We start from the raw sequence: 11,636 nt of genomic DNA, 5'->3' as shown, positions 1-11,636 counted from the left end.
GATGGAACCGTTCGCCGTTCCCAGGTCTAATGTCGCCAGACAAGGAGGGGGGTGCCATGTCGGGCACGCCGGATGATGACGATGTCGATCTCGGCATCAGCCTGGAGGCCGTGGCCACCATCGTGGACCACGCCCGCGCGCTGCAGGGCAAGGAGGAGGCGGGCGACCTCGACGACGGCGAGGATGGCGACAGCGAGGCCGCGCTGCTGGCCGAGGACCCCGACGACCTCACCGAGGAAAGCCTGCACGCCTTCATCGCCGAGCTGAACGAGGACGAGCAGGCCAGCCTGATCGCGCTCGCCTGGACCGGCCGCGGCGACTATGGCCGCGAGGAGTGGGAGGAGGCGCGCGCCCTGGCGGCGGAGCGCAACGAGGGCAAGGACGCCGCCGACTACCTGCTGGCGATGGACAATCTCGGCGACCTGCTGGCCGAGGGCGTCGCCGCCTTCGGGCTTTCCATCGAGGAAATCGAGCGCTGATCCGGGGCGCGGGGGCTTCGCCTCAGCGCGCCAGCAGCCAGACCCAGACCGGCAGGGTCAGCATGCTCGCCAGGTGCTCGCTGGTGGTGATCGCCGCCATCAGCTTCGCATCGCCGCCCATGGCGCGCGCCATCACATAGCTCGTCGCCGCCGTCGGCAGCGCCATGAACAGCACCGCGATGGCCGTCGCCAGCGGGCCGAGCCCGAGCGCCGCGCAGAGCGCCCAGGTCATCAGCGGCATGACCAGCAGCTTCAGCGCCGCGGTCGCTGCCTGCGTCGCCGGCCGGTCGCCCAGCCCCTGCAGCGTCAGCGCCGCGCCGACGCAGAGCAGGCCGAGCGCGATCGAAGCATTCCCCAGGTTGCGCACCGCCGGCTGCAACCCCGGCGGCAGCCCGCCCGCCAGGCTGATCGCGAAGCCGGCAATGCAGCCGAGGATCAGCGGGTTCATCAGCACCTGGCGCAGCAGCGCGGGCACCCGCACCGCGCCGCCGCGGCCCAGCACGAAGGCGACGGTCGCGACCGCCTGCACGAAGGGCACGATGATGCCGGTGGCCACCGCCGCATAGGCGATGCCCTCCGCCCCCCAGATCGCACCGCCGATGGCGAAGCCCATCAGGTTGTTGAAGCGGATGCCGCCCTGCAGCACCGATGTCATCGCCGCATGCCCGTGCCCCAGCGCGCGGGAGAGCAGCACCGCCAGCACGGTGCCCGCCGACAGCGCGGCCCAGAGCGCGGCCAGCATCCCGAACACCGGCAGCGTGTCGAAGCGGACGGCCGACAGCGCGCTTGCGATCAGGCAGGGCAGCAGCACCCAGAAGACCAGCCGCTCGATCCCGGCCCAGATCGCGTCATCGCGCAGCAGCCGCCGCTTGAGCAGCGCGCCGAGCGCGAGCAGGCCGAAGACCGGCACGAAGGCGTCGGCCCAGGGGGCGAGATTCATCGGTTCCCAGCCGCCCGGCGCTAGGCGCCCAGCAGCGCCGGCTCCGTCGTGGCGGGCGCGCCGGGCCGCGACGCGTCGCGCGCGATATCGCCGAGGCAGGCCGCCTCCGCGCGGCGCGCCGTTCCGGAGGCGCGTGCCGAGGCATAGGCCACGCGCAGGCCCGGGACCGGCCCGGCTTCGCGATACAGGACCAGGTCGAGATGGCAGGTGCTGGCCTGGTAGTGCCAGACCTCGGCCGGCCCTTCGGTGCGCCGCAGCCGCGGCTCACCCAGGCGCTGCCGCAGCGCCTCCGGCGAGAGGCCGACCAGCTCCCCGGCGGCGCCGGGCGCCGGGCCGGCGGCCGGCGTGCGGATGGGTGCGGCGGCCTGGCGCGCGGGGGCGGAAGAGGGCGCCGCGGCGATGGCGGCCGCGGCCGGCCTTCCGCCGACCCCCTCGATGCTCGCCTGATGCGTCGCCATCACCTCCTCCAGCAGTTGCGCCGTCTCGGTCGGGCCGGGCTGGGCGCAGGCGGCGGGCAGCAGCAGGGCGAGCAGCAGGGCAGGGTGCGCCGGCCGCATCCGGTCCGGCGCCGTGCCGCGCATCAGGCTTCGGCGGGAACCGGGCGCGGCGCGGGCGCCACGGGTGCCGGCGTGTCGCCGATCATCTCCATGCGGCCGGAGATCTGCCCGCCTTCCTCGACCGAGAGCCGGCGGCAGCGCGCCACGCCGATCACCTGGCCCGTGGCGCGGATCACCAGCGCGCCGCGCGCCGTGATGGTGCCGTCGAACACGCCGGCGATCTCGGCATCCTCGACCTGGACCTCGCCCTTGAAGACGCCGGTCTCGCTGATCGAAAGCTCGGTCGCCTGGATCATCTGGCTCTCGACCGTGCCCTCGACCACCAGGCGCTCGGCCTCGCTGACGGTGCCCTGCAGGCTGATGCCCCGCCCGACCACCAGGGTGCGGCGGTCCGTGGCGGGGCGCGGCGTCGGCGCGGGCGGCGCGCCGACCGGCGTGGCGCCGCCGAGCTGCGTCGGCCGCGGCGGGATGGCCGTGCCGGAGGGCGGGGTCGGGCCGGCGGGAAGGGTGGGCGCGGGGCCGGGCTTGGGCGCGAGGCTCATGGTCGGATTGTCCCTGGGTGGAAGGCGAGGCGGAACGCCCAGATCGGGATCGCGCGCCGTCGGCACGGTGGCCGGCTGCGGTTCCGGGGCGGAGGAATCGCGGCGGCGGAACACGTTCATGGCGCGGCTGGCCCCCCTGCGACACGACGCGGCGAAACCGCGCCGGAATGAGACGGTTCGGCGCGGCGCGCCGGGCGCCCCGGGGCATCCCTGGTCCCCGCGGCGCCGACCTCCGGGCTAACATGGGCCGCCGCGCCGAGACAACGGCCCGCTCCGCCCTCCGGCGCAGTTGTCCACAAGCTTCGCATATGCGTCCGCGCGCGGTTCGTTTCAGCGCCCGGCGCGGTACAGCACATGCACCATCGCCGCGGTTCCCAGCACCGGAACCAGCAGGTTGAGCACTGGCACGGCGCCCATCAACGCGAAGACGCCGCCTACCGCCCAGATGCGCGTGCGCAGGCTGCGCGCCAGCGCCTTGGCCGGCGCGGGCGCCATGCGCCGCAGCGCCACGCCCTGGAACAGCCCCTCGCCCAGCCCGACCGCCGCCACCGCCCAGAGCGCGACGGCGCCGATCACCGGGATCAGCAGCGACAGCGGCAGCATGACGATGGTCAGCGCCGCCATCTGCAGCGCCAGCTTCACGCCCGCCCAGGCCTGCACCGCGGTGGAAGCGCCGTGCGGCGGCGGCAGCGCCGGGTAGTGCCGCCGCTCCACCGCGGCCGCGACGCCATCGGTGAAGATGCTGGCGATGGCCAGCAGCATCGGCACGAACAGCCACCACATCGCCAGGATCACCAGCAGCCCGCCAGCCGCGGCGGCCAGCGAGGCCAGCCACCCCTCCCCGCCCGCAAGCCAGCCGACGCCCCAGCTCACCCCGGCGGCGAGCGCGATGCCGCCGAGCAGCGCCAGCAAGGCACCGAGCAGCAGGGGCCGGCGGAAGGCGGGATCGCCGAGCTGGCCGAGGGCGAGGAAGAGGGGTGCGAGCATCGGCCAGGGACTAGCGGCGCCCGGCCGCTTCCGGCAACGTCCGCCGCCTTCAATTCCCCTTCTGGCGCCAGAGACACATGACCTCCCCTGCCCTCGACCTGCTCGGCATCGGCAACGCCATCGTGGATGTCCTCGCGCGCGCCGACGATGCGTTCCTGGCCGCGCAGGGCATGGCCAAGGGCGGCATGACGCTGATCGACGCCGCGGCGGCCGAGCGGATCTATGCCGCGATGGGGCCGGGGGTGGAGAGTTCGGGCGGCTCCGCGGGCAACACCTGCGCCGTCGCCGCGGCGCTCGGCGCGCGGGTGGGCTATCTGGGCAAGGTCGCGGATGACGGGCTTGGGAAGGTCTTCGCGCACGACATCCGCGCGGCGGGCGTGCGGTTTCCCTCCGCGCCGCTCGTGGGCGGCGCGCCAACCGCACGCTGCCTGATCCTGGTGACGCCGGATGCGCAGCGGACCATGAACACCTTCCTTGGCGCCTGCGTCGCCTTCGGCCCGGATGACGTGGACGAGGCCGAGGTCGCCTCCGCCGCCGTCACCTACCTCGAGGGCTACCTGTTCGACCCGCCGGCCGCCCAGGCCGCCTTCCGCAAGGCGGCCAAGGCCGCGCATGCGGCGGGCCGCAAGGTCTCGCTGACGCTGTCCGATCCCTTCTGCGTCGGCCGCCACCGCGCCGCCTTCCGCGCCTTCGTGAAGGAGGAGACGGACATCCTCTTCGCCAACGAGGCCGAGCTGCTCTCGCTCTACGAGACCGAGGATTTCGCGACGGCGCTGGCCGCCGTCCGGCAGGAGGTCGGCCTGGCCGCGGTGACCCGCAGCGAGAAGGGCAGCGTGATCACGGCCGGCGCCGAGACGGTGGAGGCGAAGGCGGTGCCGACCACGGTCGTGGATACCACCGGCGCGGGCGATGCCTATGCCGCCGGCTTCCTGGCCGCGCATGCGAAGGACCTGGCGCTGGCCGAATGCGGCCGCTGGGGCAGCGTGGCTGCCGCCGAGGTCATCAGCCATTTCGGCGCCCGGCCGCAGGCGGACCTGAAGGCCCTGGTCGGCTGATCCTGCCTCTCCCTTCCCGCCAGAAGGCGGGGAGGGCGCCCCGCACCGATTCCCGCTCGCTTTTTCGGCCTCGCGCGCCTATGTGTGCGCCGCATCAAGCCAAAGGCCCGGCGTTTCGCCCTGGATGACCGTCGGATGACGGTTGCCCGGGGTCTTGCGGGGTCGGGCCGAACGGAACCGGATTCGATCCATGCAACTCCGCAACGTCGCGATCATCGCGCATGTCGACCATGGCAAGACGACCCTGGTGGACAACCTGCTGAAGCAGGCCGGCGCCTTCCGCGCCAATCAGCAGGTCGCCGAACGTGCGTTGGACCGCAACGACCTGGAGCGCGAGCGCGGCATCACCATCCTCGCCAAGTCCACCGCGGTGGAATGGAAGGGCGTGAAGATCAACATCGTGGACACGCCCGGCCACGCCGATTTCGGCGGCGAGGTGGAGCGCATCCTGTCCATGGTCGATGGCGCCATCGTGCTGTGCGATGCCGCCGAAGGACCGCTGCCGCAGACCAAGTTCGTGCTGACCAAGGCGCTGGCGCGCGGCCTGAAGCCGATCGTCGTGATCAACAAGGTGGACCGCGGCGACGCCCGCCCCGACGAGGTCCACAACGAGGTGTTCGACCTGTTCGCCGCGCTGGGCGCGACCGACGAGCAGCTCGATTTCCACACGCTGTTCGCATCCGGCCGGCAGGGCTGGGCGGACCTGGCGCTCGACGGTCCGCGCAAGGATCTGGCGCCGATGTTCGACCTGATCCTGAGCCACGTTCCCCCGCCGAAGGTCGAGCTGGACAAGCCCTTCGCGATGAACGCCTCGATCCTGGAGAGCGACAACTTCCTCGGCCGCATCCTGACCGGGCGCGTCGAGCAGGGCACCGCACGAATCAACATGCCGGTGCGTGTGCTGCGCCAGGACGGCTCGGTGGTGGAGACCGGGCGCCTGACCAAGCTGATGACCTTCTCCGGCCTCGACCGCGTGCCGGTCGATGAGGTGCAGGCGGGCGACATCATCGCCATTGCCGGCCTGTCCGACGCCACCATCCCCGACACCATCGCCGCCCCGGAGGTGACGGAGCCGCTGCCCGCCATCCCGGTGGACCCGCCGACGCTCGCCATGACCTTCCGCATCAATGACGGCCCGCTCGGCGGCCGCGAGGGCAAGAAGGTCACCTCCCGCCAGATCCGCGAGCGTCTCTACAAGGAGACCGAGGGCAACGTGGCCATCAAGGTCACCGACAGCCAGGAAGCGGACAGCTTCGAGGTCGCGGGCCGCGGCGAATTGCAGCTGGGCGTGCTGATCGAGCAGATGCGCCGCGAAGGCTTCGAGCTGACCATCGGCCGCCCCCGCGTGCTGACCCGCGACAACCCGGAGACGGGCGAGCGCGAGGAGCCCTACGAGGAAGTGCTGGTCGACGTGGATGAGGGCTATTCCGGCGTCGTCGTCGAGAAGCTCTCGATGCGCAAGGGCCAGATGCAGGACATGCGGCCCTCGGGCGGCGGCAAGGTGCGGCTGACCTTCCTGATCCCGTCGCGCGGGCTGATCGGCTACCACGGCGAGTTCATGACCGACACGCGCGGCACCGGCATGATGAACCGGCTGTTCCACGGCTACGCGCCCTGGGCCGGCCCGATCGAAGGCCGCCGCAACGGCAGCCTGATCAGCAACAGCGACGGCGAAGCGGTGCAGTACGCGCTGTTCTACCTGCAGGAGCGCGGCACGCTCTTCGTGGACCCCGGCGTGAAGGTCTACATCGGCATGATCCTCGGCGAGCACTCCCGGGACAACGACCTGGAAGTGAACCCGATCAAGGAGAAGAAGCTGACCAACATCCGCGCCGCCGGCAAGGATGAGGCGCTGCTGCTGACGCCGCCGCGGCGGATGAGCCTCGAACAGGCGATCAGCTACATCGAGGATGACGAGCTGGTGGAGGTGACGCCCGGCGCGATCCGCCTGCGCAAGCGCTTCCTCGACCCGCATGAGCGCAAGAAGTACGCCCGCCGGCAGGAGAGCGAGGCGGCCTGAGGCCGCCTCCTTCCCGGCCCTGCGCGGCGTTCAGCGCCGCGCGGCGAAGGCGCGGAACAGCGCCAGCAGGATGACGGCGCCGACCACCGCGCCGATGAAGCCGGCGCCCTCGCCGGCACGATACCAGCCGATGGACTGGCCGATCAGCGTGGCCACCACCGCGCCGACGATGCCGAGCAGCGTCGTCACGATGAAGCCGCCGGACTGGTTGCCCGGCATCAGGAATTTGGCGACTACGCCGGCCAGGAAGCCGATCAGAATGGTCCAGATGAAGCCCATGGCGGTGTCCCCCGGTTGCGGAAGCGTGTTGCGGAAGCGGTAAGCGCCCTGGCGCCGAACGGTTCCCATCCGTTCGTTACGCGAAGGCGCGCTCCAGCGGGGTATGCCCGAGGCCAAGCGCCGCCGCCACTGCCGGATGCGTGACCGCGCCGGCATGCACGTTCAGCCCCTGCGCCAGATGCGGGTTTTCCGCGCAGGCCCGCGCCAGCCCCTTGTCCGCGATCTGCAGCGTGAAGGGCAGCGTCGCGTTGTTCAGCGCCACCGCGCTGGTGCGCGCCACGGCACCGGGCATGTTGGTGACGCAGTAATGCACCACGCCTTCCTCGACATAGGTCGGATCGGCATGGGTGGTGGGGCGCGAGGTTTCGAAGCAGCCGCCCTGGTCGATGGCGACATCCACCACCACGCTGCCCGGCCGCATCGCGGCGATCATCGCCCGCGTCACCAGCTTCGGCGCCGCGGCACCCGGCACCAGCACGGCGCCGATCACCAGGTCGGATTCGGCGACCGTCGTCTCGATCGCCTCATGTGTCGCGAAGCGCGTGTCCACCGCACCGTTGAACTCGACATCCAGCGCATGCAGCGCGCGCGGCGCGCGGTCCAGCACCGTCACCTGGGCGCGCATGCCATGCGCGATGCGCGCGGCATTCGCCCCCACCACGCCGCCGCCGATGATGGCCACCCGCGCGCCGGGCACGCCCGGCACGCCGCCCAACAGGATGCCCGCGCCGCCTGCCTCCTTCTCCAGGCAGCGGGCGCCGACCTGCGGCGCCATGCGCCCGGCCACCTCGCTCATCGGGCGCAGCAGCGGCAGCCCGCCCTCGGCCTCCGTCACCGTCTCATACGCCACGGCGCTGGCGCCTGATTCCATCAGGCCCTTCGTCTGTTCCGGATCGGGCGCGAGATGCAGATAGGTGAACAGCACCTGCCCCGGCCGCAGCATTCTCCACTCGTGCGGCTGCGGCTCCTTCACCTTCACCACCAGCTCCGCCGTCGCGAAGATTTTTCGGGCGTCGTCGGCGATCGTCGCGCCGGCGGCCTCGTATGCCGCGTCGGGGAAACCGATCGCCGCGCCGGCATCGTGCTGCACCAGCACGCTGTGCCCGTGCGCCACCAGCTCCCGCACCGAGCCGGGCGTCAGCCCGACCCGGTATTCATGCACCTTCACTTCCTTCGGCACGCCGACGCGCATGGGTCACCTCCGTCGCCCGCAGGATCGCGCTGGCGGCGCGGCCCGTCCATGCGGCAGTCTCGCACGCCAAGGTGAGGAGTTTCGTGGCGATGTGCGATGCCTGCGTGATGGGGAAGGTTGCGCGGTCCCTGGGACGGCGCGGGGTGATGGCCGCGATGGCCGCCTCGGTCGCGGCACTGTCGGTCCAGCCCGCGGCTGCGCAGGCGGTGCGCAGCGCGCCGGTCAGCCGCGTGGTGGACCTGACGCACACGCTGCGAAAGGACTTTCCCACCTTCGGCGGGGCGCCGGCCTTCGAGATGGAACAGGCCATGACGCTGGCGCGCGACGGCTACAACGTGATGAAGTTCACCTACTACGAGCATGTCGGCACGCATTTCGACGCGCCGATCCACTTCACCACCGATGGCGCCACGGTGGACCGCATCCCCGCGGACAACCTGGTCTGCCCGCTGGTGGTGCTGGATGTGCGTGCCAAGGCCGAGGCCGACAACGACTACCAGGCGACGCCCGAGGACATCGCCGCGCTGGAGCGCCAGCATGGCCGCATCCCCGCCGGCGCCTGCGTGGCGCTGAACTCCGGCTGGGATGCGCGCGCGAACGGCCCGGGCTTCCGCAATGCGTCGGGCAACGCGCTGCGCTTCCCGGGATTCCGCCCGGATGTCGCGCCGCTGCTGATCGAGCGCAACGTGGCGGCGGTGGCGGTCGATACGCTCTCGCTGGACCATGGCGGCTCCACCAGCTTCGGCTTCCACAAGGCGTGGCTGGGCAGCGGCCGCTGGGGCATCGAATGCATCGCCAATCTCGGCGCCGTGCCGGCGACGGGCACCACGCTGGTCGCCGGCGCACCCAAGATCGCCGGCGGCACCGGCGGGCATGGGCGGGTGCTGGCGCTGGTGTAGCGGGCGCTACTCCACCGGCAGGAAGATGAACACCACGGCCGCCACCAGGCAGGCGCCGGCGGCCAGGAAGTTCCAGCGGAGCTGCTCGCCGAGGAACGCCACGCTGAACACCGCGAAGACGGCCAGCGTGATGACTTCCTGCATCACCTTGAGCTGCTGTCCGGTGAAGGTGCCGTAGCCGATCCGGTTGGCCGGCACGGCCAGGCAGTATTCGAAGAAGGCGATCCCCCAGGAGACCAGGATCGCCAACCACATCGGCCAGGACGGCGCCTTCAGGTGGCCGTACCAGGCGAAGGTCATCAGCACGTTGGAGCCGACAAGCAGCAGCGGCGTCAGCCAATAGGCACTCATCGTGCGACCTCGTCGGGGATCGGGGCGACCTCGGCCGGCGGCGCATCCTCGCGCGGCGGCAGGCGCGAAAGAAGAAAAAGCATGATCGCCATGGCCGGCAGCGCGGCCGCCGTGGTCAGCACGAAGAACCAGGACCAGCCCAGCCCCTCCGCCAGCCAGCCGGATGTGCCGGCCAGCGTGCGCAGCGGCACCGCTGCCAGAGAGGACAGCAGCGCATACTGCGTGGCCGTGAAGGCGCGGCTGGTCAGCATGCTCAGGTAGGTGACGAAGGCGGCGTCCGCCAATCCGTCCGTGAAGTTCTCGACGCCCACCTGCGCCCAGAGCATCGGCATCGAATGGCCGGCCTGCGCCAGCGCCACATACATCAGGTTCGACAGCATCTGCAGGATGCCCGTGACGATCAGCGCGCGCGCCGTGCCCAGCCGCGCCACGACATAACCGCCGGCCAGCGCGCCCGCGAGCGTCGCCACCAGGCCGAAGACGCTGCTCACCGCCGCGACCTCGAGGCGGGAGAAGCCGAGCTCGCGATAGAAGGGCGCGGTCATCACGCCGGCCAGCGCCTCGCCGAGCTTGAACAGCGTGACGAAGGCCAGGATCGCCACCCAGTAGCGCCGCCGCATGAAGTCGGCGAAGGGATCCACCACCGCGGCGCGGATGCGCTGCGACCAGCTGGTGGCGGCCACGGCCCGCGCCTCCGGCTCCGGCCCCAGCAGCACGGCCAGGAAGCCGATGCCGATCAGCCCCGCGCACATCGCAAACGCCGCGGCCCAGCCGGCGAAGGTCGCCATCGCCAGCGCGCCCGCGTTCGAGGCCAGCAGCGCGCCGCGATAGCCCCAGATGTAGCAGGCGAGCCCATAGCCCTGCTGCCGTTCCTCCAGCACCTCGATGCGGTAGGCATCGACCACGATGTCCTGCGTGGCGGAGAGGAAGGCGACGAGCACCGCGATCGCCACCGTCAGCTGCGCGCCGCGTGCCGGATCGGTGAAGCCGAGCGCCAGGATCGCGGCGGCGAGCAGCGGCTGGATCGTCGCCAGCCATCCGCGCCGCCGGCCCAGCCCGCGGAACAGCGGCGGCGGCGCATGGTCCAGCACCGGCGACCAGAGGAACTTGAAGGCGTAGGCGAGGCCGATCAGCGCCGTCAGCCCGATGGCGGCGAGCGGGATGTCGGATTCGCTCATCCACTGCCGCAGCGTGAAGCCGGTGAGCGGCAGCGGGATGCCGGCCGCGAAGCCCAGCGCGAGCATGACCAGGAAGCGGCGGTCTCGGAACAGCGCGGCCAATCGGGTCTCCGGGCGAGGCTTGCCCCGGTCTAGACCTTCGGCCCGCGTCGCGTCAGCCCTCCGGCGGCACCACCACCGAGGCCGCACCGAACAGCGTCGGCGCGAGATCCTGGCCGAGCGCCATCAGCCGATGCAGCTGCGCCGGCGAACGGTCGAGCTTGGACTGGTAGGGCAGCTCCTCGAGCGGCATCGCGACCTCCCGCACGGTGATCGGGCGATAGCCGAAGCGTGCGTTCAGCGCCGGCGCGGCGGCGAGCATGCGATTCACCAGGGCGATGCCCGTCAGCTCCTGGTCGAGCGGCAGGTTGCCCGCCATCTCGTTGCGCCGGTCCTCGATGGCGTCCACCGTCCGCGGCTCCTCCCGCCGCCGCAGCGGGTTGAGGCGGACCACCCAGATCTCGTCGGGCTTCTCCGGCAGGTCGAGCAGGGAGCCGATGGGCGGGTTGTGGGCATAGAGCCCGTCCCACCAGAGCTTGCCGCGCGCGGCGACGGCGCGGAACAGCGGCGGCACCGCGGCCGAGGCCACCACGTCATCCATCGAGAATTTTTCGTTCTCGCCATCCAGCGCGGCGCCACCGCCGTTCAGCACATCGGCGACGCCGAGGCGCAGGAAGGGCCGCGTGCGGGCGGCCCGGTCGGCGGGCAGCGCCTCGGGCTGAACCCATCTGGCCAGGAGTTCGCGCAGCCGCGGCTCGGCGGCGGGGGAATAGGCATAGGGGCTGGCGTTCACGGTGAAGGGCAGGCTGAACAGCAGCTGGGTCCAGGCATTCACCCAGGCATCCAGCGGATCGCGCGCGCCGAGGTCATGCCAGAAGCCGTGCAGCCGGCGCCGCGACTCCTCCGGCCCTGCGGCCAGCAGCCCCGACCAGGCCAGCGCCGCGCAGACCGCGCCGCCGGAGGTGCCGGACAGCGCCAGCAGGTCGAAGCGGTCGCGATGCGCGGGCGAGAGGAGTTCGTGCAGCACGCCCGCGGCGAAGGCGGCGTGGCTGCCGCCGCCCTGGCAGGCGATCGCGACCTTAGGCGTAGCCATGGGAGGCTCCGTGCTGCGGCGCAGC

13 protein-coding genes are annotated in these 11,636 nt (G+C 71.9%); 4 read left to right on the top strand and 9 right to left on the bottom strand.

Annotation, left to right across the window (positions count from 1 at the left end; genetic code table 11):
* Positions 1–56: 56 nt before the first annotated feature.
* Complete coding sequence (locus E4T13_RS14510; protein ID WP_137179028.1) at positions 57–479, top strand: DUF3775 domain-containing protein; 423 nt, start codon at positions 57–59, stop codon at positions 477–479.
* A gap of 22 nt (positions 480–501) precedes the next feature.
* On the opposite strand, the gene E4T13_RS14505 is transcribed toward E4T13_RS14510, so the two are convergent.
* The 4 genes from E4T13_RS14505 to E4T13_RS14490 all read right to left on the bottom strand — a co-directional run bounded on the left by E4T13_RS14505 (position 502) and on the right by E4T13_RS14490 (position 3,505).
* On the bottom strand, positions 502–1,419 hold the full coding sequence (locus tag E4T13_RS14505; protein WP_137179027.1) for an AEC family transporter: 918 nt from the start codon (positions 1,417–1,419) through the stop codon (positions 502–504).
* Between the two features lie 20 nt (positions 1,420–1,439).
* The gene (locus E4T13_RS14500) at positions 1,440–2,000 is read right to left on the bottom strand and encodes a hypothetical protein (protein ID WP_137179026.1); all 561 of its coding nucleotides are present in this window, start codon (positions 1,998–2,000) and stop codon (positions 1,440–1,442) included.
* Positions 2,000–2,518 carry a polymer-forming cytoskeletal protein gene (locus E4T13_RS14495; RefSeq protein WP_137179025.1) on the bottom strand — a complete coding sequence of 173 codons (519 nt, stop codon included), beginning with the start codon at positions 2,516–2,518 and terminating at the stop codon, positions 2,000–2,002. The genes E4T13_RS14500 and E4T13_RS14495 overlap by 1 nt, the downstream gene beginning before the upstream one ends.
* Positions 2,519–2,848: 330 nt before the next feature.
* Positions 2,849–3,505, bottom strand: coding sequence for an EI24 domain-containing protein (locus E4T13_RS14490; protein ID WP_137179024.1), 657 nt, complete (start codon positions 3,503–3,505; stop codon positions 2,849–2,851).
* A gap of 77 nt (positions 3,506–3,582) precedes the next feature.
* On the opposite strand from E4T13_RS14490, the gene E4T13_RS14485 reads away from it, so the two are divergent.
* Positions 3,583–4,560 carry an adenosine kinase gene (locus E4T13_RS14485; RefSeq protein ID WP_137179023.1) on the top strand — a complete coding sequence of 326 codons (978 nt, stop codon included), beginning with the start codon at positions 3,583–3,585 and terminating at the stop codon, positions 4,558–4,560.
* Between the two features lie 190 nt (positions 4,561–4,750).
* Positions 4,751–6,580 (top strand): translational GTPase TypA, encoded by a 1,830-nt coding sequence (gene typA / locus E4T13_RS14480; protein ID WP_137179022.1) that lies wholly within the window; start codon positions 4,751–4,753, stop codon positions 6,578–6,580.
* 30 nt (positions 6,581–6,610) lie between these two features.
* Here the strand turns inward: typA and E4T13_RS14475 are convergent, their stop codons facing one another.
* Positions 6,611–6,859: a GlsB/YeaQ/YmgE family stress response membrane protein gene (locus E4T13_RS14475; protein WP_137179021.1), complete on the bottom strand. Its 249-nt coding sequence runs from the start codon at positions 6,857–6,859 to the stop codon at positions 6,611–6,613.
* A 76-nt stretch (positions 6,860–6,935) separates the two neighbouring features.
* Positions 6,936–8,051, bottom strand: a complete 1,116-nt coding sequence (gene ald / locus E4T13_RS14470; RefSeq protein ID WP_137179020.1) for an alanine dehydrogenase — start codon at positions 8,049–8,051, stop codon at positions 6,936–6,938.
* A 146-nt stretch (positions 8,052–8,197) separates the two neighbouring features.
* Here ald and E4T13_RS14465 point away from each other — a divergent pair, with 146 nt between their 5' ends.
* Positions 8,198–8,950: a cyclase family protein gene (locus E4T13_RS14465; RefSeq protein WP_206030184.1), complete on the top strand. Its 753-nt coding sequence runs from the start codon at positions 8,198–8,200 to the stop codon at positions 8,948–8,950.
* A 6-nt stretch (positions 8,951–8,956) separates the two neighbouring features.
* Here the strand turns inward: E4T13_RS14465 and E4T13_RS14460 are convergent, their stop codons facing one another.
* The 3 genes from E4T13_RS14460 to E4T13_RS14450 are packed head-to-tail and all read right to left on the bottom strand — an operon-like array spanning position 8,957 to position 11,611.
* Complete coding sequence (locus tag E4T13_RS14460) at positions 8,957–9,301, bottom strand: DMT family protein (protein WP_137179018.1); 345 nt, start codon at positions 9,299–9,301, stop codon at positions 8,957–8,959.
* The gene (locus tag E4T13_RS14455) at positions 9,298–10,581 is read right to left on the bottom strand and encodes an AmpG family muropeptide MFS transporter (RefSeq protein ID WP_306768494.1); all 1,284 of its coding nucleotides are present in this window, start codon (positions 10,579–10,581) and stop codon (positions 9,298–9,300) included. The genes E4T13_RS14460 and E4T13_RS14455 overlap by 4 nt, the downstream gene beginning before the upstream one ends.
* A 52-nt stretch (positions 10,582–10,633) precedes the next feature.
* A complete protein-coding gene (locus E4T13_RS14450; protein ID WP_137179017.1) occupies positions 10,634–11,611 on the bottom strand; it encodes a patatin-like phospholipase family protein in 978 nt (325 codons plus the stop codon).
* Positions 11,612–11,636 lie beyond the last annotated feature (25 nt).

It is taken from the genome of Roseomonas sp. AR75 (assembly GCF_005222815.1).
In the GTDB taxonomy this organism is placed as follows: Bacteria; Pseudomonadota; Alphaproteobacteria; order Acetobacterales; family Acetobacteraceae; genus Falsiroseomonas.
The sequence above is the reverse complement of the archived record's forward strand: the minus strand, read 5'-3'. Positions and strand labels throughout refer to the sequence as shown.